20 protein-coding genes and 1 tRNA gene are annotated in these 19876 nt (G+C 58.4%); 5 read left to right on the top strand and 16 right to left on the bottom strand.

The features are described 5' to 3' along the window. Nucleotides 1-7 precede the first annotated feature (7 nt). From ACA068_RS07975 to ACA068_RS07950, 6 genes are all read right to left on the bottom strand, one after another. Nucleotides 8-2269, bottom strand: a complete 2262-nt coding sequence (locus ACA068_RS07975; RefSeq protein WP_497308951.1) for an ATP-binding protein — start codon at nt 2267-2269, stop codon at nt 8-10. Continuing rightward, nucleotides 2266-3039 carry a substrate-binding periplasmic protein gene (locus ACA068_RS07970; RefSeq protein ID WP_497308949.1) on the bottom strand — a complete coding sequence of 258 codons (774 nt, stop codon included), beginning with the start codon at nt 3037-3039 and terminating at the stop codon, nt 2266-2268. The genes ACA068_RS07975 and ACA068_RS07970 overlap by 4 nt, the downstream gene beginning before the upstream one ends. Before the next feature lie 5 nt (nt 3040-3044). Next, on the bottom strand, nt 3045-3761 hold the full coding sequence (locus tag ACA068_RS07965) for a response regulator (RefSeq protein WP_094468654.1): 717 nt from the start codon (nt 3759-3761) through the stop codon (nt 3045-3047). Between the two features lie 92 nt (nt 3762-3853). Next, nucleotides 3854-4501, bottom strand: a complete 648-nt coding sequence (locus ACA068_RS07960; RefSeq protein ID WP_497308947.1) for a TetR family transcriptional regulator C-terminal domain-containing protein — start codon at nt 4499-4501, stop codon at nt 3854-3856. Between the two features lie 103 nt (nt 4502-4604). Next, entirely contained in the window at nt 4605-5912 is a 1308-nt protein-coding gene (locus ACA068_RS07955; RefSeq protein ID WP_497308945.1) for a Xaa-Pro dipeptidase, read from the bottom strand. A 35-nt stretch (nt 5913-5947) separates the two neighbouring features. Continuing rightward, the gene (locus ACA068_RS07950; RefSeq protein ID WP_497308943.1) at nt 5948-7234 is read right to left on the bottom strand and encodes an OprD family outer membrane porin; all 1287 of its coding nucleotides are present in this window, start codon (nt 7232-7234) and stop codon (nt 5948-5950) included. Between the two features lie 332 nt (nt 7235-7566). Between ACA068_RS07950 and ACA068_RS07945 the strand changes: the two genes are divergently transcribed. Beyond that, the gene (locus ACA068_RS07945; RefSeq protein ID WP_497308941.1) at nt 7567-9528 is read left to right on the top strand and encodes an oxidoreductase; all 1962 of its coding nucleotides are present in this window, start codon (nt 7567-7569) and stop codon (nt 9526-9528) included. 66 nt (nt 9529-9594) lie between these two features. Beyond that, nucleotides 9595-10194 (top strand): cupin domain-containing protein, encoded by a 600-nt coding sequence (locus ACA068_RS07940; RefSeq protein WP_497310554.1) that lies wholly within the window; start codon nt 9595-9597, stop codon nt 10192-10194. A 95-nt stretch (nt 10195-10289) separates the two neighbouring features. Here ACA068_RS07940 and ACA068_RS07935 read toward each other — a convergent pair whose 3' ends face one another. The 8 genes from ACA068_RS07935 to dapA all read right to left on the bottom strand — a co-directional run bounded on the left by ACA068_RS07935 (nt 10290) and on the right by dapA (nt 15426). Then, the gene (locus ACA068_RS07935) at nt 10290-10634 is read right to left on the bottom strand and encodes a hypothetical protein (protein ID WP_497308939.1); all 345 of its coding nucleotides are present in this window, start codon (nt 10632-10634) and stop codon (nt 10290-10292) included. Then, nucleotides 10627-10992 carry a hypothetical protein gene (locus ACA068_RS07930; protein WP_497308937.1) on the bottom strand — a complete coding sequence of 122 codons (366 nt, stop codon included), beginning with the start codon at nt 10990-10992 and terminating at the stop codon, nt 10627-10629. The genes ACA068_RS07935 and ACA068_RS07930 overlap by 8 nt, the downstream gene beginning before the upstream one ends. Nucleotides 10993-11237: 245 nt before the next feature. Then, nucleotides 11238-11561 carry a hypothetical protein gene (locus ACA068_RS07925; protein WP_497308935.1) on the bottom strand — a complete coding sequence of 108 codons (324 nt, stop codon included), beginning with the start codon at nt 11559-11561 and terminating at the stop codon, nt 11238-11240. Nucleotides 11562-11736: 175 nt separating this feature from the next. Continuing rightward, nucleotides 11737-11826, bottom strand: a tRNA-Ser gene (locus tag ACA068_RS07920). A gap of 83 nt (nt 11827-11909) precedes the next feature. Next, nucleotides 11910-12623, bottom strand: coding sequence for a phosphoribosylaminoimidazolesuccinocarboxamide synthase (purC, locus tag ACA068_RS07915; RefSeq protein ID WP_008034929.1), 714 nt, complete (start codon nt 12621-12623; stop codon nt 11910-11912). A 28-nt stretch (nt 12624-12651) separates the two neighbouring features. After that, complete coding sequence (locus ACA068_RS07910) at nt 12652-13410, bottom strand: MBL fold metallo-hydrolase (RefSeq protein WP_008153089.1); 759 nt, start codon at nt 13408-13410, stop codon at nt 12652-12654. A gap of 4 nt (nt 13411-13414) precedes the next feature. Beyond that, nucleotides 13415-14530: an NlpB/DapX family lipoprotein gene (gene bamC / locus ACA068_RS07905; protein WP_497308933.1), complete on the bottom strand. Its 1116-nt coding sequence runs from the start codon at nt 14528-14530 to the stop codon at nt 13415-13417. Nucleotides 14531-14547: 17 nt separating this feature from the next. Further along, a complete protein-coding gene (gene dapA, locus ACA068_RS07900) occupies nt 14548-15426 on the bottom strand; it encodes a 4-hydroxy-tetrahydrodipicolinate synthase (protein ID WP_010462253.1) in 879 nt (292 codons plus the stop codon). A 328-nt stretch (nt 15427-15754) separates the two neighbouring features. On the opposite strand from dapA, the gene ACA068_RS07895 reads away from it, so the two are divergent. After that, nucleotides 15755-16315, top strand: coding sequence for a glycine cleavage system transcriptional repressor (locus tag ACA068_RS07895; RefSeq protein WP_109628402.1), 561 nt, complete (start codon nt 15755-15757; stop codon nt 16313-16315). Between the two features lie 10 nt (nt 16316-16325). Beyond that, the gene (locus tag ACA068_RS07890) at nt 16326-16799 is read left to right on the top strand and encodes a peroxiredoxin (protein WP_497308932.1); all 474 of its coding nucleotides are present in this window, start codon (nt 16326-16328) and stop codon (nt 16797-16799) included. Between the two features lie 126 nt (nt 16800-16925). Here ACA068_RS07890 and ACA068_RS07885 read toward each other — a convergent pair whose 3' ends face one another. Both ACA068_RS07885 and ACA068_RS07880 read right to left on the bottom strand, forming a co-directional pair. Then, the gene (locus ACA068_RS07885) at nt 16926-17996 is read right to left on the bottom strand and encodes an AI-2E family transporter (protein WP_497308930.1); all 1071 of its coding nucleotides are present in this window, start codon (nt 17994-17996) and stop codon (nt 16926-16928) included. Nucleotides 17997-18027: 31 nt separating this feature from the next. Further along, nucleotides 18028-18267 (bottom strand): sulfurtransferase TusA family protein, encoded by a 240-nt coding sequence (locus ACA068_RS07880; protein WP_497308928.1) that lies wholly within the window; start codon nt 18265-18267, stop codon nt 18028-18030. Between the two features lie 98 nt (nt 18268-18365). Here ACA068_RS07880 and ACA068_RS07875 point away from each other — a divergent pair, with 98 nt between their 5' ends. Further along, nucleotides 18366-19799 carry a M48 family metalloprotease gene (locus ACA068_RS07875; protein WP_010462262.1) on the top strand — a complete coding sequence of 478 codons (1434 nt, stop codon included), beginning with the start codon at nt 18366-18368 and terminating at the stop codon, nt 19797-19799. Nucleotides 19800-19876 lie beyond the last annotated feature (77 nt).

The raw sequence follows: 19876 nt of genomic DNA, 5'->3' as shown, positions 1-19876 counted from the left end.
TTGTACGTCAGGGGTGCAGCAGGTCGGTCAGCGTCTGTTGCGACTGCTGCAATTGCGCATGAACCTGCGGCGCCAATGCGCGCAACCTTGATTCGTCGTTGACCAGCGCGGCTTCCTCCAGCGCGCGCAACACAGTGGCCAATGCACGGAAACCCAATGAGTCGCTGCTGCCGGCCAGGCGATGCGCCAAGTGAGCGACTTCGGTGCAGTCGTCGGCCTCGATCGCTTCGGTAAGCGCTTCGCGATGCTGACTGATCGAGTCGCGCAACACCGCCAGCAATCCCTGGAGTTTCTGTTCGCCGAGCAAGGTGCGGTGAGTGTCCAGCAGCGGCCAATCCATCGTCTCGTCAACAGGTTGCGGCGCGGGTATTGGTGAATGCCCGGCCAGGGCCTGACGCAGATTGTCGAGCTTCAGCGGTTTGGCGAGGATGCCGTCCATCCCGGCATCCAGATAACCGCGCACCAGCGCCGGTTGCACACTGGCGGTCAGGGCGAAGATGCGGCTTTGGCGGTTCGGGCCTTCGGTGCGGCGTATCAGCGTGCACAACTCGACGCCGCTGATGCCCGGCAGGTGCACGTCGAGCAGGATCAAATCGAACGCCTGCCCGGCGCATTGCATCAGCGCTTGTTCGCCGTCTTCAGCGAGCCAGACCTGATGCCAGTCCCGTTGCAGCAAGCCGCTGACCACTTCACGGTTCAGCGCCACGTCCTCGACCACCAGAATCTTCAGCGGCCTGCCGGGTTCGCTGCTGGACGCCACATCGGTGATGCCGGTCGACGGTTGCAACGTCACTTCGAACCAGAAACAGCTGCCCTGCCCGACCTGACTGTCAACACCGATCTGCCCGCCCAACTGCTCCACCAGATGTTTGCAAATGGCCAATCCGAGACCGGTTCCGCCGAAGCGTTGCGCCACCTCCTCGCTGGCCTGAGTGAAGCGCTCGAAAATCTTTTCCTGCACCGCCGGAGCAATGCCGATGCCGTTGTCCGTCACGCTCACGCGCAGCCGTTGCCCGGTCTGTTGCGGGTTGGGAGCCAGCAGCACGACCTCGACTCTGACCTCTCCACCCTCGGTGAACTTGATCGCGTTGGCCAGCAAATTGCTCAACACCTGACGCAAGAATTGTTCGGCGCCGTGGTGACGATCAGCGACCTGCGGATCCATCCGGCAGTGCAGCGTCGAGTCGTTGCTCAACGCCCGCGGTTCCAGCAGCGTCAGCACCTCATCCAGCAATTGTCGGAGCGAAAAATCGACGGGTTCCGGGTGGCTGACGCCCTCCTCCAGACGCGCGAAATACAGCACTTCGTTAAGAATCGACAACAACCCTTCGCCCGCCTTGTACAACGCATCCAGACGTTTTCCGTTGCGCTCATCCAGGTGGGCGTCACGCAGCAATTCGGCCATGCCGAGGATGCCGTTGAGCGGCGTGCGCAGTTCGTGGCTCATGGTCGCCAGGAATCGTGATTTCGCGAGGTTGGCCGCTTCGGCTTCATCCTTGGCACGCATCAGGCTGGCGGTGCGGCGCTCGACCATTCGGAACAGTTCATCGCGGTTGTCTTGCAGGGCCAGTCGATCAGTTTCCCGGCGGTCAATGTCACTGACGATCGCCCGGCGCATGTCGTCCAGCGCATAGGCCACGGTGTCGATCTCATCCGGGTGGACGCTGCGCCGCTTGTCCAGATGCATCGGCTCGTACCAGTCACCGGCGGCGATACGCCGCGCAAACTCGGCCATGACTTGCAGGTGCCGGGTTACCAGGCGATAAAACAACCACGATAGCGCGACTGCCAGCCCGCACAGAAACACGCTCATCCACAGCAAACTGGTCAAACCGGTGGCATACAAACGCTGATGCACGGCGCCCAGATCGGTGCTGACTTCCAGTTGCCCGAGATGCCGCTGCGGCCCGGACGGCGGTTGATAGTCCAGTTGAAAACGCTCGATGCGCAGCGGCCCGACCGGCGCCGGATTGCCTTGCAGCAAGTCGAAATCCGGGCTGGTCAGGCGCACCCGCGTCACGTCGGAAAAATCCACCAGCCCGCGCAATTGCACATTCAGTTGTTCCTGATTCAAATCCCAGAGGCTGCGCTCCAGGCTGGCCAGATAACCGGCGCGAATCAACGCCATGCGCGAATCGATCTCGCGCATCTCGCGGCGGTATTCGAAGTACAACTGCACGCTGCTAGCCACCACGGTGAAGCACAGGCTGAACAACAGAATAAACAGCAGCAGACGCCGCAGCAGTCCCCCGGGCCGGGCTCGAATCATTTCTTGTCGGCCGGCAGTTTGATCATGTCGCGGTAAGTGACCTGACTTTCGTGAAGTAAACGATCGACCTCCCCCGAGTCGACCATGCGCTTCAACTGCGCATCGATTTCAGGCATGCGCCCCGCCAGCGCAGAACGGCGCGACACGGCCACCCGCAAGTAATCCACGCCAAAGGAATTGGACAAGGCGACGATGTCTTGCGCCCCTGGCAGGGTCTCGACCCGCATCTGCCCGGTACGCCGCTCCGAGACGATGAAGTCGATGCGTCCGCGAATCAGTTTTCCGAAGTTTTGACTGCTGTCAGAGACCATTTCGATGTTCTGATGCTCGGCGACGAAGCGGTCGAACACCACGCCGTAACTTTCACCGAACAACAATCCGCCGCGGTAATTGGCCAAGTCCTCCAGCCGCTCGATTGTCACCGGATGCTGACGATTGATGAACACGGCGACTTCTTCGCGCAACACCGGGACAGTCGAAAAGACCATGCTCTGCTCGCGTTCCGCGGTGCTATACATCAGTACCACGTCGACCCGGCCTTCGGCGGCATCGCGCACGCAGCGATTCCAGTTGTCCAGCTCGACGATTTCGACTTCGTAGCCCAGCTGTCCAAAAAGCGCTTTCACCACGCCGGGCGCTACGCCGCGCACCTGTTTGCCGTCACTCCAGGAGATCGGGGGGTAGACCGGATAATCGCAATAGCGGACTTTGTCCGCCGCCATCGCGCTGTCGGCGAGCAACGCCAACAGCAAGCAAAAACGTCGCAGCATCGTGTTCAGGCTGCCACGCTGGCGGTGAACAGATAACCGGCGCCGTGGATGGTGATGATCAATTGCGGCTCGGCCGGGTCATCGTGCAACTTGCGACGCAGACGTCCGACGAGCACGTCGATGGAGCGGTCGTTGGGCACCCATTCGCGGTTGCGAATCTGGTCCATCAACTGATCGCGGCTCAGGGTGTGACCGCTGTTGCGCAAGAACACGCTGAGCAATTGATACTCGCCGTGGGTCAGCAGGGTTTCGCTGCCGCTGTTGTCGATCAACCGTCGGCGATCCGTGTCCAGGCCCCAGGCGGCGAACTGTTTGACCGGTCGAGAAATGGCTGCAACCGATTTAGGCGTATGGGCATGACGCACCCGGCGTATCAGGTTCTTCGCCCGGGACACCAGTTCACGTGGATTGAGCGGTTTGATCACGTAATCATCGGCGCCGCACTCTAGGCCGACGATGCGGTCGATTTCATCGTTGCGCCCGGTGATCAGAATGATCCCGACTTCCGAACGGACCCGCAGCTCCCGGGTCAGGGTCAGGCCGTCCTTGCCGGGCAAGCGGATATCGAGCATCACCAGATCGACCGTCTGGGTCGCCAGAAAGGTTTCGGCCAGCTCCGCGGTCGCGGCGCAATGCACCTCATAACCTTCCTGGCTCAAGTAAGCCTGCAGCAGTTCGCGAATCAACGGATCGTCGTCGACGATCAATACTCGAGGAGTCATCGCATGGTGTCCTGCGTGTGCCCGTAGGCGTGTTTCTTATTAGAGTTTTTTCCTGCACCGACGCCTGAGAGTATCCATTGCTGAACGATCGATCAACAGCCCGTCGTCTGTAAACAGAAACGCTGACGTCCACCGGCCTGTAAACCATCAACCCAGGCTTCGCAGATCTGCATGCCCTGCTCAGGGGTAAATGTTCCGGGGTTGAGTCCAGACTCCAGCCACAACCCGTCGAGCAGAGCACTGAGGCTGATGGCCGCCAGATCGGCGTCGAAGTGTTCCCAGCCCTCTTCATGCGCCAGTTCGGTCAGCACCTTGCGCAAAATGCCGCGATACTCGCCATAGGATTGTTCGTGCGCGAGGTTGATCGCCTCCGCAGTCTTGACCGCGCCCCAGAACGCCAGCCAGGCATCGAGCAGTTGCGGGTCCAGCAGTTCAGCGGAAAACGAGCCGCGGAAGAACGCTGACAGACGCTCGCGGGCATTGGGGGCTGCCTGTTCCATGGCGGCGCGCAGCAACCCCATGACCCGACCGGTCACTGCCAGGTAGGCCTCGGCGACCAGTTCGTCCTTGCCGGAATAGTGATGACTGATCAGACCGACCGAGACACCGGCCTCGGCGGAAATCTTGCGTATTGATGCGCCCTGGAAGCCGTCGCGCTTGAGGCACACGAGCGTGGCCTCGATGAGATTGGTTTTGCGCAGCTCCGGCGTCATTCTGGAAAATCGGACTTCCTGAGTCATGGGGCAGCGTTCCTGGAGGCGAAGGTTGAGCTCTGGATGAGCCGTTCGCGAGCTGAACGACTGTACAGCAACAACCCTCGCCTACTCCAGATGTTGAAGCTTTTTACATATCGGGCAGTACATCAGGTGGAACAATCGCACCGCCCTTCATCACGATCGGTGTTTTTTCAAGGATCGAGATGTCTGCGAGCGGATCACCGTCGACAGCGATCATGTCAGCGAATCGACCCGAACTGACGGCACCGACGTCCGCCTGCCAATTGAGCAGGTCAGCGGCAACGACCGTCGCGGACTGGATGGCCTGCATCGGGGTCATGCCGTACTTCACCATGTAGGCAAACTGTTTGGCATTGGTGCCGATCGGATAAACGCCCGCATCGGTGCCGTAGGCGATTTTCACCCCAGCCTTGACCGCTTTACGAAATGCCTGGCGCTGTACGTCGGTTGTTTCAGTGTTCTTGCGCAAGTAACTTTCAGGCCAGTTTTCCTTGCGCCCCACTTCATCGATGTAGTCACCGTTGTAAATATCCATCACCAGATAAGTGCCGTTGTCTTTCGCCAACTTGATGCCCTCATCATCCAGTAGCGAGGCATGTTCAACGGATCTGACACCTGCGCGGATAGCGGTCTTGATGCCTTCTGCACCATGGGCATGAACGGTGGCATAGCTTTTATGAACCTTGGCCTCCTGTACGACGGCGCGCATTTCTTCTTCGGTCATTTCCATTTGGCCCGGCTCGGTACCTTCGGCCAGTACGGAACCGGTGCCCATCATCTTGATGGTATCGACGCCGTGCTGGAACAGATAACGGGTCTTCAACTTGGCGTCATTGGCATCACGGTAAACGCCGACGCGCATATCCGCCGGAATCTCCACGCCCGGGGCAAATCCGGTCACTTCGCCACCACCGCCCGCGACGGTGATGTAAGCCCCGACGACGTTCATCCGTGGCCCCAGCACCCGATTCGCGTTGATTGCATCACGCAGTGCGACGTCGGTGAAGGCTCGATAAGTGCCCAGGTCATGCACGGTTGTAAAACCCGCACGCAACGTTTGATAGGCGTGTTTCGCGCCCATGAGCGCAACATCCTGAGGGGAATGCAAGAGCGGCTCAGCCACGTTGTTGGTCATGTCCCAGTCGGAGATATGCGTGTGCATATCGATCAGACCCGGCAGGACCGTCTTGGCGGACCAATCAATCACTTTGCTATCAGCCGGTGGAGGACTCCACGGTTCCACGGCAACGATGCGCTCACCGTCAATTTTGATGCGTTGATCGGTCAGCACCTTGCCACGCTCGACATCCACTAGGCGGCCGGCATGGATGTACACCGTGCCGGCTTGTGCGGACAACGCCATCGACGACAGCGCAATAGCCAATGCCACACACTTTATTGGAAAGTTTTTCATGTAGAACCTCTTGTTTTGGACGCAGGGCAAACGACTCAGAAGAGATCGAGCGGGTATTCGGTGATAATCCGCAGTTGTTTCACACTGTCACCGGTAAAGGCGTGTTCGGCGTAACGCACTCGCACGGACAGATCTTTCAGGGCGCCACTTTCGACAACGGTTTTTATATCCACATCACGTTCGATCTGTTTATCCGCGTGAGCAAAATAAGCATACAGCCCGTCCGGATCGACTTTTTCATTGTCGATATCAAACCCATAGATATACCGAAGCCCCAGCGTTGTTCGTAAATAGCCAGTCGAGCCAAAATCATATTCGTAGCCAATTCCGACTGACTGTTCACCGGGACCGTTGAAGTCTCCATACTGCGAAGAGTTCGCCAAATAGATCGAGTCCATGTAAGTGCCGTCTGACGACATCAAATAATCAAACGGTTCACTGCCATGCACTTTTTGATAACTCAGCGTAACGGTGTGTGGGCCATTCCCATAGGCCGTCGCCAAGGACCACGCGGTGACATTTATATCACCGGCATTGGCCTGCCCTTGATCCAGCGAACGATAAAGATTGAAGTCGAAGCCGAGTGTTTGTTCATGGGGCAGAGCAAAGCTGTAGTTGGCGTTGAAGTAATACTGGCGCCACAAGTCTTCCGCACGAGACACATAAAAGCCGACACCACCCTCCTCGACGGGTTGGTAGGTCAAACCGGCATAATCGACATCGCCGCTATCTACGCCAGCGTAACCGGCCTTGAAACCACCGTCATGGTTCGTGCTTGTATAACCCCTGGAGGAATAGAAGTGCCCAATATCGATGCTGACTTTGTCGATATCATCGCTTAACAACTGAATGCCTCTGGTCGTCATCGGCATGAGGCGCAAATCGGGTGTTGCAAAAACAGGGTTATAGGGACGCAAATCGCCATACTTGATAACTGTGTTTGACCATTTCATTTTTACAGAACCATTGAGTGTCGATGACTCTGTTCTTTCACCCTCACCCTCACCCTCGGCAGGAAACATTCCCGTCCCCACCGTGCCACGGCCACCATCCAGTTTGTAGGCGGTATAGGCACTTGCATCGATACCGAATCCGATTTCACCTTGTGTAAAACCGGATTGATAGTCCATCAAAAAGCCCTGCCCCCAACCTCGCGCATCGGGATAATCGGACAGTGAATTTCGATTGAAGTACATATTGCGTGCCAGTACTTTGGCTGCCCCACCCTCGACAAAGCCTTCTTGAGGATCGGCAGCCTGCGCTTCCAGCGAACTTGCTGACATTGAAACTACAAACATACCCAACAGGGAACGCTTCTTCATTGATGGCCTCAGGACTTGTTTATTATTGTTTTATGCAACGCCTGTACAACCCAATGGTAGTCAGAGCCAATCCGTAAATAACAGCATTGAAATGTATAGAATTGACGATCATTTGTAAGCCGAGTAACAGCATGTAACGTTGCCGACACATAAAAAACAAAGGCCCTGCCGTGCATTCCCAGGCTCGTCCCCCGGGAGTCATGCAGAGAGGAATCGCTTGAGGACGCCAGTAAAAAAATTATTTGATTTTTTACTAGAGGTAAATTCTTATAGAAAAATAATAATGCCGAAAACCGGCCTTTCGGCTTCAGCCTGCCTGGAGTAATCGCACCATGTCGACCGATTCCCCTGCCTTCGCGCACCTGTTCGAACCCTTGCAACTGCGTGGCAAACGCCTGAAAAACCGCATCATGTCCAGCGGTCACGACACCTCGATGCCCACCGAAAACCTGGTCAACGAGCAACTGATCGCTTACCACACTGCACGAGCCGAAGGTGGCGTCGGGCTGATTGTCTTGCAAGTGGCCGGAGTACATGACAGCGCGCGGTACACCTCGCACGTGCTGATGGCCACCGACGACGCTTGCATCGAGGGCTATCGAACGATCGCTGAGCGTTGCCATGCGCATGGCACCGTGGTGCTGTCGCAGATCTTCCATCCGGGTCGGGAAATCATGGAATCCAGCGATGGCTTGCTCGCTGTCGCTTACTCGCCTTCGGCGGTGCCTAACGAACGGTTTCGGGTGATGCCGCGTGCGCTGGACCAAGCGATGATCGACGAGATCGTCGCCGGTTACGGCGCCGCTGCCCGACGCCTTTATCAGGCCGGAATCGACGGTGTGGAAGTGGTCGCCAGCCATGGCTACCTGCCGGCGCAATTCATCAACCCACGGGTCAACCGTCGCACCGATGACTACAACGGCGAGCTGGAACAGCGCCTGCGTTTCCTGCGTGAAGTGATCGCTGCGGTGCGCGCCAACACTGATGAGCACTTCATCGTCGGCCTGCGCATTTCCGCCGACGAACGCGATCCCGAAGGGCTGACCGAGGATGAATCCCTGGCCGCCGTACAATCGCTGCAACCGATTCTGGATTACGTGCACATCGTCGCCGGCACCTCGGCGTCTTTAGGCGGCGCTGTGCACATCGTGCCGCCGATGGCGATCGAAGCCGCTTATCTGGCCAAGGAAGCTGGAACGTTCAAGGCCGGGTTGTCGATTCCGCTGTTCGTCACCGGGCGCATCAACCAGCCGCAAGAAGCCGAACTGATTCTTGCCCGCGGCCAGGCCGATGTCTGCGGCATGACCCGCGCCCTGATCTGCGACCCGCAAATGCCCAACAAAACCGACACCGGCCACGTCGAAGACGTGCGCGCCTGCATCGCCTGCAACCAGGCGTGCATCGGCCACTTCCACAAAGGCCTGCCGATTTCCTGCATCCAGCACCCGGAAACCGGTCGCGAACTGATCTTCGGCCAGCGGCAACCAGCCGCCCAACGCAAACGCATCATGATCGCCGGCGGCGGACCGGCCGGGATGAAAGCCGCCGCCGTGGCCGCCCAGCGTGGACATGACGTGACCCTCTACGAAGCCAGCTCGCAACTCGGCGGCCAGGTCTTGCTGGCGCAATTGCTACCTCGACGTGCCGAGTTCGGCGGCGCCAGCACCAACCTGCAACGTGAAATGGAACTGGCCGGGGTGCGCGTCGTGCGCAACACCCGCGTCGACCGGGCGCTGGTCGAACGCGAACGGCCGGACATGGTGATCGTCGCTACCGGCGCCGAACCGTATTGGCCGGAGTTCGAGCGCGGCGGCGAATTGCAGGTCGTAGACGCTTGGCAAGTACTGCGCGAGGAGGTGCAAATCGGTCGTTCCGTGGTGGTCGTCGACTGGCGCGCCGACTGGATCGGCCCCGGCATCGCCGAACGACTGGTACGCGCCGGGCACCAGGTGCAACTCGCCGTCAACGGCACCCATTGCGGGGAAAACCTGCCGCTGTATGTGCGCGATCAACTGGCCGGCGAACTGCACAAACTCGGCATCCCGATCACCCCCTACGCCCGCCTGTACGGCTGCGACGACAACACCGTCTACCTGCAACACACCGCCAGCGGCGAACCGATGCTCTTCGAAAACATCGACACTCTGGTGCTCTGCCAGGGCCATCAACCCGTCGATACCCTCGGCGCCGAGCTGCAAGGCCTGGTGGAATTCCGTCGCATCGGCGATTGCCTCGCGCCTCGCACCGCCGAAGAAGCCATCTACGAGGGTTTGAAAGTCGCCTGGGAGCTTTAAGGCTGTTTATACTCCGGGGCTTTTACACACCCCGGTTTGGAGCACGCCATGAGCAACAGCAGCAAGATGCCGCCTGCCAGCAGCGCGCCCACACAGGACAGCGCCACGGCAGAACCGCATTTTCTCGGCACACGAATTCGTGGGTTGCGTAAACGTCGTGGCATGACCTTGGCGGAGCTGGCGCAGATGAGCGAGCTGACGGCGGGGTATATCAGCCAGCTGGAAAGGAATCTGGCCTATCCCTCTATTCCTGCGCTGTTCAATATCGCTCGTAGTTTGGGAGTGACCATTCAATGGTTCTTTGCCAGCGAGGGCAATACGGCGCCTGAAGATAATGGCGTTGTGGTGCGCAAGAACACTCGGATGAGCGTGCATTATGAGGATGGGATTGTGGATCAGTTGCTGACGCCGCAGCCGAATCGGCAGTTGGAGATGCTGCATTCACGGTTTCCGCCCGGGACTTACAGTCAGCAGAGTTACAGCCATGAAGGGGAAGAGGCCGGGTATTTGCTGTCGGGGAATTTTGAGCTTTGGGTGGGGGAGCGGCACTTCCAGCTGAGGGAGGGGGACAGTTTCAGCTTTTCGAGCCAGGAGCCGCATCGGTATGGGAACCCTGGGAAGGTGGATGCGGTGGTGATCTGGGTGATTACGCCGCCTTCGTTTTGAGGGGCTGGCGACCTCAGAGCGGAGACAAAATCAGGGTGTCGGCAAATTGCACGAAAAAACCGGCGTTTAGCCGGTTTTTCTTTTTACTCGCTCATTTACAACCAACCGAACCCTTTTCCCATCATGGCTGCCAAGCCCAGCGCCGTGGTGATCAACGCGCCGAACAGTAAACGAAAATCCGTTCGAGCTTCTTTGCGGTGCTCCCGAAAATCCGTTCGAGCCTCTTGACGGTGCTCACGAAACTCCACGCGAAGGTCACCAATGTCACGCCGGACGTATTCGATATGCGTCTCAAGTTTAGATACTCGCGGTTCCAATGGGTTTTCTCCTGGAGGACCTGGTGGTCTTCGTCCATTCTCGTCAGTGCCACTTCTTTTGTTGCTCGGGAAGCGGTCGGGGTAATGCTCATCAAGGTTTACCAGCACAAAAGGTTCACTCATCGCAGACCTCCAGCGCTACGGTTTTGCTGCTGTCTTCGACGACGATATCTGCCAGCACATTGAGCGAATGCAGGCGAATAAATCCGCAGTACTTGCAATTAAGCATCACCGCCGGCGTGCCGGAGCGTAAATACTCTTTGCCACACGCCCAAGGCAACCCTACACCCGTCGCCCCGGCCTGGAGTGGTAACTCCCACTCATCATGCTCACAGAACGGGCACCCGGTATTCTTTATTCGCGCTTTGAAAATGTTGGCCAACCGCCCGGTATCCAGATGAAGATCCCCAGGCATTGGCTTGCCTCGTGCCCCCCCGGTCTGATCATCACTCTGAAAACCATCTTCACTGCTGCTGTGCATCGCTACCTCCTCCTTGAGGGAATAAATCATCGATTAACCGATCAACCAGAAGATGGTGCGTAACGTCCAGCCACCTGCTCGACCACGAAGTCATTACGGATGCCTTCGCTGAAAAACGAATATACCTTCGATCAATCTCGGACGTATCCGCGTGCGAAGTAGGACGATTCTCTTGTTTGTGTCAGCCCGGAATTACACCTGTGAGATCCGTCCACGGGGCTCTTGCGAAAGCTGCCAGCGCAAGGTCACAGGTTTCTCTGATGAGTGGGGTCTTCGGTTGAAAAGGTCAGTGGCCGTTCCGGCATTGCACCGGCATCGCCTTCAGGTTCTGCTTGAGGTCTGGAAATGATCGGGGCCACCAGTCGCAACACACCCCTTTCAATCAATGAGAGAAGTCCAAAAGTAATGAAGCCAAAAATCAGCCCGACAACCAGAATGCTCAATGGGTGGATTTTCACGGCGTCGGAGCTTTCCAGCATGTAGAAAAAAGCCTGAACAGCGACGGCCACGCAGGCCGCCAGGGCTGCTATCAGCTTGATAATCAACCAAAGCCGCCGCCATCTGTTCATGCGTCCCCCTGCTATCCGGTGATTTAGCGTTTTATTGCATGATAGCTAATGACTGGGATGCGCTGTGTTTTCCAGATCCATCTGCGCGGCCCTGACCGCTCGTCGAGATAAAAACGGAGACACCAGAAACAAAAAAGCCCCGTAACTTTTCAGCTACGGGGCTTTTTCTATGTAATGGCGGAGAGATAGGGATTCGAACCCTAGGTACCGGTGAAGGTACAACGGATTTCGAATCCGTCCCATTCGGCCACTCTGGCATCTCTCCAACGGCGCGCATCATAACAACACTTTCGCCGGAAGCGAACCCCCTAAGCGAAATTTTTCCGTGCTATCAGATGCTTGCGTCGATTAAAGCGGTACGCCCAGACGATTGGCGACTTCTTCGTAGGCTTCGATGACGTCACCGAGGCCCTGACGGAAGCGGTCTTTGTCCATTTTCTTGCCGGTGGCCTTGTCCCACAGGCGGCAGCCGTCCGGGCTGAATTCGTCGCCCAGGACGATGGAACCGTCGGAGAACACGCCGAATTCGAGTTTGAAGTCGACCAGCAGCAGGCCGGCGTCGTCAAACAGTTTGCTCAGGACCTCGTTGACCTTGAGCGACAGTTCTTTCATGCGAACCAGTTGCTCGGCGGTGCCCCAACCGAACGCCACGACGTGGGATTCGTTGATGAACGGGTCGCCCTTGGCGTCGTCCTTCAGGAACAGTTCGAAGGTGTAAGGATTGAGCTTCATGCCTTCTTCGACGCCCAGGCGCTTGACCAGGCTGCCGGCGGCGTAGTTACGCACGACGCACTCGACCGGGATCATGTCGAGTTTTTTCACCAGGCATTCGTTGTCGCCCAGCAGTTTGTCGAACTGGGTCGGCACGCCGGCGGCTTCGAGTTTCTGCATGATGAAGGCGTTGAACTTGTTGTTCACCATGCCTTTGCGGTCGAGCTGCTCGATGCGCTTGCCGTCGAACGCCGAGGTGTCGTTGCGAAACAGCAGGATCAAGCGGTCAGCGTCGTCGGTCTTGAAAACCGATTTGGCTTTGCCGCGGTAGAGTTCTTCACGTTTTTCCATGATGGGCTCCGCTTGCTAAGTAGGTGGGCTAGGCGATGTGTCGCCAGTCGAGCCCTGAATCTTGATCGGCCAGTTGCAGCCAGTCCGGGTCGCACCCGAGGGTGTCGACAAAACATTGCCGGGCCAGCTGCGGCAGGTTGTTCTTGCTGCTCAGATGGGCCAGGACCAGGTGTTGCAGGCCTTGCCAGCCCAACTCAGACACCAGGAATGCCGCCTGGTGGTTGTTCAAATGTCCCAATTCACCACCCACCCGCTGCTTCAGGAAGTACGGGTAGTGACCGCGAGCCAGCATGTCACGGCAATGGTTGGACTCGATCATCAACGCATCGAGGTCCCGATAGCCGTCCAGCACCTTGTTGCAATACGAGCCCAAGTCGGTCAGCAGGCCGAAGCGCCGCTCACCGTCGCTGAAGACGTACTGCGTCGGTTCCTGTGCATCGTGGGCCACAGCAATGACGCCGATGCTCAGTGCGCCGATCTGCAGTTGCTCGCCGCCAGCCAGAAGGCCAGCCGGTTCAATCGGTTTGCGCATCCCGCGCAGGGTCCCGCGACTGAGGTAGACAGGCAGATTGTAGCGCCGAGACAGCAAACCCACGCCATGCACGTGGTCGGCATGTTCGTGGGTCACGAGTATCGCGCTCAGCTGCGCAGGGTTCACACCCAGGCGCAGCAGGCGTTTTTCGGTTTCCCGCAGGGAGAAACCACAATCCACCAGCACATACGTGTCAGCGCTGGCTATCAGCGTGCCGTTCCCTTGGCTACCGCTGCCGAGAACGGCAAAACGCATGTGATCAGCCCAGGTTGTCCTGAATCACGCTCAACACTTTGCGCGCCACTTCTGCCGGCGCCACGGTGTTGATGTTTTTCTCGACGGTGACCTGGACGTTGTCGCCTACCTTGCTCAGGCGAACCTGATAACGCTCGGCACGGGCTTCAACTTCTTCCTTGCTCGGCGCGCTGCCGAACAGGCTGCTGAGGAAGCCAGGCTTCTCGTCTTTCTTCTCGGCTTTTTCGGAGAGGTTGATGTAGTACAGGCCCAGGCTGCGGTTGATGTCTTCAACGCGCCATTCGCCCTGTTCCAGCGCACGACCGACGCTCGACCAGGCACGATCCAGGTCATTGCCGACGTTCAGAACCGGGTTGCCGCTACCGTCTTCGCTGAGGCTGACACGACTCGGCGTATCGAAATCACGCGAAGCCAGCATGGAAACCGAACCGCCCTTCTCCGAGATGCGGCTCATGCTCGCGAGCATGTCGTCGACCAGTGCTGCGTCCAGGCCAGTGTTGACCGAACGGTTGGTGAAGGCCACGTCGGCCGTGCTGCCGGCAGGACGCTCGGCGCTGACCACGTAGATTTCGCTGGTGTTGCGCTGAACGCCCGGCTCGATACGCACTCGAACGCGGGTTTCGCTGTCGGTGCTGACGCCGGCGGCGCTCAGGCGCTTGGCCATCGCTGCCGACAGTTCGTCGGAACGCTGCCAGGTGGTGGTGAATTCACCGGTTTGCGGCTTCTGTTCGTCCAGACGGAAACCGTTGTCCTGGAAGAACTGTACAGCCACTGGCCAGGCTTCGGCGGGTGGATTCTGGGCCAGGATCGAACGCGAATCACCGCTCTTCTGCAGCGAGTAGGCGCTGGCGTCAGCCGATGCCGACAGTGGCTGCGGACGCGGCACGATGTATTCGCCTTTGGCGGTGTCATCAGCCACGTTGCGCGGGATCGGCAGCAGCGGATCCAGACGTTTGGCGGTGCTGACATCCGTTGGCAATTGCATAGGTGCAGTCTGTTGCGCTTCCAGGTAATCGCTACCACGGTCACGGAAATAACCTTCCGGGCCCCAGACCCATCCACAGCCACTGGTGCTGGAGATAATCAAGGCAAGTGCGGAAAGTCCGGCCAATCGCTTCATGCGTAGTGCTTCCTCAATTAAACCAGTACGCCGGACTGGCGCATGGCCTGCCGCAGCGGTTCGTGACAGGCAGCGCTGAGCCAGGTGAGCGGCAGACGGATACCGTCCGGCATCAAGCCCATTTCATGCAGCGCCCATTTCACGGGGATAGGGTTGGATTCGATAAACAGGGTTTTATTGAGCGGCATCAGCTTTTCGTGAATCGCGCGGGCCGTGACGGCGTCGCCTTTCAGGGCAGCGTTGCACAGGTCGCTCATGTCGCGCGGGGCGACATTGGCGGTGACCGAGATGTTGCCTTTGCCGCCGAGCAGGATCAGCTCAACTGCGGTGGCGTCGTCACCGGACAGCACCAGAAAGTCTTTGCTGACGCCATCGATGATGGCTTTGGCACGGGCCAGGTCGCCGGTGGCTTCCTTGATGCCGATGATGTTTTTCACGGTCGACAGGCGGATCACTGTTTCGGTCAGCATGTCGCAGGCGGTACGGCCTGGCACGTTGTACAGGATCTGCGGGATGTCGACGGCTTCGGCGATGGCCTTGAAGTGCTGATACAAGCCTTCCTGGGTCGGCTTGTTGTAGTAAGGCGTAACCAGCAGGCAAGCATCGGCGCCGGCGGTCTTCGCATTGGTGGTCAGCTCGATCGCTTCGCGTGTCGAGTTGGCGCCGGTACCGGCGATCACCGGAATGCGCCCTGCCACCTGCTTCACCACGTAACGAATCACTTCGATGTGCTCGTTCACGTCAAGGGTGGCCGATTCACCTGTAGTGCCGACGGCCACGATCGCGTGGGTGCCGTTCTGCAGGTGAAAGTCCACCAGTTTGCTCAGGCTGTCCCAGTCGAGACGACCTTGTGCATCCATGGGTGTGACCAGTGCCACCATACTGCCCGCAATCATGCAACCGCTCCTGCCGGAAAAAGAGAGCGGTAATGGTACTGGCGCCAAGATGCTTGTACAAGCGAAGTACTGCGCTGCTGCCATTCCCCTTGGCGCTGCTTTTCGCTACCCTTCAGACTTTGATCGGTACTGATAAGCTCGCACGTCGGGTTTCAGCCTCCATTTTCGGCATCACAAGCCCCGATCCAGCGTTGCCACCCCTCGCTTCTGCCTTGATGGAGCACGGTGCAACCTTCGGCCCGGGTTTTCTGAATTCGCATCCGCAGGCTCGCCCCCGGTAGTAAAAGCCCGTAAAAGTATCGACCGCTCATCGCTTTAGGAATGCTGCATGTCCACCCCCACAGTTCGCGAACAATTCCTTGTCATCAGTGCCCTCGGCGCCAACCCCATGGAGCTGACTAACGTCCTGTGCCGCGCCAGCCATGAAAACCGCTGCGCCGTGGTCACCTCTCGCCTGACCCGTCATGGCGAGTGCAGCGCGTTGATCCTCGAGATCTCCGGCAGCTGGGACGCCCTGGCTCGCCTGGAAGGCAGCCTGTCGGGCCTCGCCAAGAAGCACGCATTCACCGTGAATGTGGTGCGCAGCGCGGCGTTGGAGAATCGTCCCCAGGCCTTGCCTTACGTCGCTTATGTCAGTTCGGCCTATCGTTCGGACATCATCAACGAGCTGTGCCAGTTCTTCATGGACCACAACGTCGAGCTGGAAAACCTGACCTGCGACACGTATCAGGCGCCGCAAACCGGCGGCACCATGCTCAACGCCACGTTTACCGTGACTTTGCCGGCCGGCGTGCAGATCAGCTGGTTGCGTGATCAGTTCCTGGATTTCGCCGACGCGCTGAACCTGGACGCACTGATCGAACCGTGGCGCCCACAAAACCCAATGTAAGGAAGCTTTCATGGCCGTTGCCATCGACCAACCGGTTGCCGACTTCGAAGCACCCGCCACCAATGGACAGACCGTCAGCCTCGCGGGCCTTAAAGGCAAGCAAGTGGTGATCTACTTCTATCCGAAGGACAGCACGCCGGGCTGCACCACTCAGGGCCAGGGTTTTCGCGATCAGCTTGATGCCTTTAAAGCGGCCAACACTGAAGTGTTTGGCGTTTCACGCGACAGCCTGAAATCCCACGAGAACTTCAAGGCCAAGCAAGCGTTCACCTTCGAGCTGATCAGCGACAAGGAAGAAGCGCTGTGCCAGTTGTTTGATGTGATCAAGCTGAAGAAGCTGTATGGCAAGGAATACATGGGCGTTGATCGCAGCACGTTCCTGATTGATAAGGATGGCGTGCTGCGTCAGGAATGGCGCGGTGTGAAGGTGCCGGGGCATGTGGATACAGTGTTGGCGGCTGCACAGGCGTTGAACAAGGCCTGAATTTATCGGCGTCCGCTCTGATGCCTTCGCGAGCAAGCCCGCTCCCACAGGATTTAGGTGATCCTGTGGGAGCGGGCTTGCTCGCGAAGAGGCCCTCAGCCTCACTGAAAAAATCAGGGTTATCCGTTAAAGCAACGGCGCCACCACCGCCTCCTTCCTCGGCCAGGCATCCAGCACAGCTTTAAATAGCGTCGCCAGCGGAATCGCAAAGAACACCCCCCAAAATCCCCACAAGCCGCCAAACAACAGCACCGCACAGATAATCGCCACCGGATGCAAATTCACCGCCTCCGAAAACAGCAGCGGCACCAGCACATTCCCGTCCAGCGTCTGGATAATCCCGTAGACCGCCATCAGGTAAATGAACTGATCGCTCCAGCCCCATTGGAACAGCGCAATCAGCATGACTGGCACCGTCACCACCACTGCGCCGACGTAAGGCACCACCACCGACACCCCCACCAGCAACGCCAGCAGCGCTGCGTAGTTGAGCCCCAGCACGACAAAACCGATGTAGGTCACACCGCCACAAATGAAAATCTCAATGACCTTGCCGCGAATGTAGTTGGCAATCTGCCGGTTCATTTCATGGGCTACACGGGTGATCAATGCCCGTTCACGCGGCAGGTAGCCGCGCACCCACTGGCCGATCATTTCCCGGTCCTTGAGGAAGAAGAACACCAGGATCGGTACCAGTACGAGGTAGATCATGATGTTCACCAGCAACGGCAGGCTCGACAGCGAGAACGTCAGCGCCCACTGGCCAAACTTGCCGATCTCGCCCCGCGCCACCTCGATGGCCTGCAGCACCTGCTCGTCCGATACCAGATGCGGATAGCGTTCGGGCAGCAGCAACAGCAGCGACTGCCACTTGGCGAGCATGCCGGGTAGTTCATTGAACAGCGTGATCAACTGATGCCAGAGCAACGGCACCACGACAATAATGAACACCAGCAAAACGCCCATGAACAAGGCGAAGACCAGCCCTACCGCCACCCCACCGGGCATGCGCAGGCGTTCGAGGGTGACAACCAGGCCTTGCATCAGATACGCCAGCACCATCCCGGCCAGCACCGGCGCAAGCATGCCGCCCAACGTGAGCACGGCGGTAAAGGCCAGAAACAGCAGCACGGCCAGCACCACGGCTTCTTCATCGGAAAAGTAGCGCTGAATCCAGTCGCGTAACACCTTGAACATCAAAAATCCTTAGAAATGAACGCAGCAGGTTTCAGGCTTTTTTCAACCAGTAGCGGTAAACACCCGCCTCATCTTCTTCGCGAAGCAGCACATGACCGGCCAATCGGGCAAAGGTGCGGAAGTCGCGCTGGGAACCCGCATCGGTGGCGATGACCTTGAGCACCGCGCCACTGGCCAGTCGATTCAGCTCCAGCTTGGCCTTGAGCAACGGCAAGGGGCAATTCAGGCCACTGGCGTCCAGTTCGGCGTCATGGGCTACAGCGTCGGTCATTACATCGCTCCGGGTCAGGTGGTAGTGCTGCCTAGAATATCTGGTCCCAAGCCAAGTGTCCGGCTACAGTAAGGTCTTTGTCGACTAAGGCTTTGTGCATGACTTTTTTGCGCCCTACCCTGCTGACGCTCGCTTGCCTGCTCGCCTCACCGGGCTTCGCCGACGACCTGCCGTCACTCGGCGACGCCAGTTCTGCCATTGTCTCGCCGCAACAGGAATACCAACTGGGCCGTGCGTGGCTGGCACTGTTGCGCAGCCAGGTCTCGCAGCTCAACGATCCGCAGCTCAAGGATTACGTCGAATCCAGCGTTTACCGCCTGGTGGAAACCAGCCAGGTCAATGACCGGCGCCTAGAGTTCATCCTGATCAACAGCCCGCAGCTCAACGCCTTTGCGGCGCCGGGTGGGATTGTCGGGGTCAACGGCGGTCTGTTCCTCAATGCGCAGACTGAGGGCGAATACGCTTCAGTACTGGCGCACGAATTGGCTCACTTGTCGCAACGCCACTTTGCCCGAGGCGTTGAAGCCCAACAGCGCATGCAAGTGCCGATGATGGCAGCTCTGCTGGCCGGTATCGTCATTGCAGCTGCCGGTGCCGGTGACGCCGGGATTGCGGCGATTGCGGGCACTCAGGCGGCGGCGATTCAGGAACAACGACGTTTCTCGCGCCAGAACGAACAGGAAGCCGACCGCATCGGTATCCTCAATCTGGAAAAGGCCGGTTACGACCCGCGGTCAATGCCGACCATGTTCGAGCGGTTGATGCGTCAATACCGCTTCGACGCCAAGCCGCCAGAATTCCTGCTGACTCACCCAGTGACCGAATCGCGGATCGCCGACACACGCAACCGCGCCGAACAGGCCAAAGCGGGCGGCGTCGAAGACACCATGCGGTATCAGCTGATTCGTGCACGCGTTCAGCTGGTCTATGAAGAAACCCCAGGCTTGGGCGCCAAGCGCTTCCGCGCGCAGCTCGACGAGAACCCGAAAAACGACGTCGCCCGTTATGGCCTGGCAATCGCCCAGATCAAGGGTGGCCAGTTGAATGAAGCTCGCGAGAACCTCAAGCTGCTGCTGGCCAAATCACCGAACGAGATCATCTACAACCTGGCGCAGGTCGATCTTGATATCACCAACAATCGTCTGCCCGATGCTCAAACACGGGTTGACCGGATGCTGACTCAGTACCCTGGCAACTATCCGTTGAACCAGGTGCGTGTCGATCTGTTGCTGAAACAAAACCGCGCCGCCGATGCTGAAAAGGCGCTCGAAGGCCTGCTCAAGTCGCGCCCGGACGATCCGGACGTGTGGTATCAGGTGGCCGAGACTCGCGGCCTGTCGGGCAACATCATCGGCCTGCATCAGGCTCGCGCGGAGTACTTCGCCCTGGTTGGCGACTATCGCCAGGCCATTCAGCAACTGGACTTTGCCAAGCGCAAGGCCGGCACCAACTTCCCGTTGTCGTCGCGTATCGACGCCCGGCAACGTGAGTTGATGGAGCAGGAACGTATGGTCAAGGACATGATGGGCTGACCTGCTTCAGGAACATAAAACGCAGACACAAAAAAACCGCCTCTTTCGAGGCGGTTTTTCATTCAACCGACAACCGG

Source organism: Pseudomonas sp. LBUM1660, assembly GCF_059695935.1.
Note: the sequence above shows the minus strand (reverse complement) of the source record. Positions and strands in the feature narration are given on the sequence as shown.

Excerpts from the sequence above, each read along its gene's own strand:
- ACA068_RS07975 (WP_497308951.1), bottom strand. The coding sequence starts at position 2,269 with ATGATTCGAGCCCGGCCCGGGGGACTGCTGCGGCGTCTGCTGCTGTTT.
- ACA068_RS07970 (WP_497308949.1), bottom strand. The coding sequence starts at position 3,039 with ATGCTGCGACGTTTTTGCTTGCTGTTGGCGTTGCTCGCCGACAGCGCG.
- ACA068_RS07965 (WP_094468654.1), bottom strand. The coding sequence starts at position 3,761 with ATGACTCCTCGAGTATTGATCGTCGACGACGATCCGTTGATTCGCGAA.
- ACA068_RS07960 (WP_497308947.1), bottom strand. The coding sequence starts at position 4,501 with ATGACTCAGGAAGTCCGATTTTCCAGAATGACGCCGGAGCTGCGCAAA.
- ACA068_RS07955 (WP_497308945.1), bottom strand. The coding sequence starts at position 5,912 with ATGAAAAACTTTCCAATAAAGTGTGTGGCATTGGCTATTGCGCTGTCG.
- ACA068_RS07950 (WP_497308943.1), bottom strand. The coding sequence starts at position 7,234 with ATGAAGAAGCGTTCCCTGTTGGGTATGTTTGTAGTTTCAATGTCAGCA.
- ACA068_RS07945 (WP_497308941.1), top strand. The coding sequence starts at position 7,567 with ATGTCGACCGATTCCCCTGCCTTCGCGCACCTGTTCGAACCCTTGCAA.
- ACA068_RS07940 (WP_497310554.1), top strand. The coding sequence starts at position 9,595 with ATGCCGCCTGCCAGCAGCGCGCCCACACAGGACAGCGCCACGGCAGAA.
- ACA068_RS07935 (WP_497308939.1), bottom strand. The coding sequence starts at position 10,634 with ATGAGTGAACCTTTTGTGCTGGTAAACCTTGATGAGCATTACCCCGAC.
- ACA068_RS07930 (WP_497308937.1), bottom strand. The coding sequence starts at position 10,992 with ATGCACAGCAGCAGTGAAGATGGTTTTCAGAGTGATGATCAGACCGGG.
- ACA068_RS07925 (WP_497308935.1), bottom strand. The coding sequence starts at position 11,561 with ATGAACAGATGGCGGCGGCTTTGGTTGATTATCAAGCTGATAGCAGCC.
- purC (WP_008034929.1), bottom strand. The coding sequence starts at position 12,623 with ATGGAAAAACGTGAAGAACTCTACCGCGGCAAAGCCAAATCGGTTTTC.
- ACA068_RS07910 (WP_008153089.1), bottom strand. The coding sequence starts at position 13,410 with ATGCGTTTTGCCGTTCTCGGCAGCGGTAGCCAAGGGAACGGCACGCTG.
- bamC (WP_497308933.1), bottom strand. The coding sequence starts at position 14,530 with ATGAAGCGATTGGCCGGACTTTCCGCACTTGCCTTGATTATCTCCAGC.
- dapA (WP_010462253.1), bottom strand. The coding sequence starts at position 15,426 with ATGATTGCGGGCAGTATGGTGGCACTGGTCACACCCATGGATGCACAA.
- ACA068_RS07895 (WP_109628402.1), top strand. The coding sequence starts at position 15,755 with ATGTCCACCCCCACAGTTCGCGAACAATTCCTTGTCATCAGTGCCCTC.
- ACA068_RS07890 (WP_497308932.1), top strand. The coding sequence starts at position 16,326 with ATGGCCGTTGCCATCGACCAACCGGTTGCCGACTTCGAAGCACCCGCC.
- ACA068_RS07885 (WP_497308930.1), bottom strand. The coding sequence starts at position 17,996 with ATGTTCAAGGTGTTACGCGACTGGATTCAGCGCTACTTTTCCGATGAA.
- ACA068_RS07880 (WP_497308928.1), bottom strand. The coding sequence starts at position 18,267 with ATGACCGACGCTGTAGCCCATGACGCCGAACTGGACGCCAGTGGCCTG.
- ACA068_RS07875 (WP_010462262.1), top strand. The coding sequence starts at position 18,366 with ATGACTTTTTTGCGCCCTACCCTGCTGACGCTCGCTTGCCTGCTCGCC.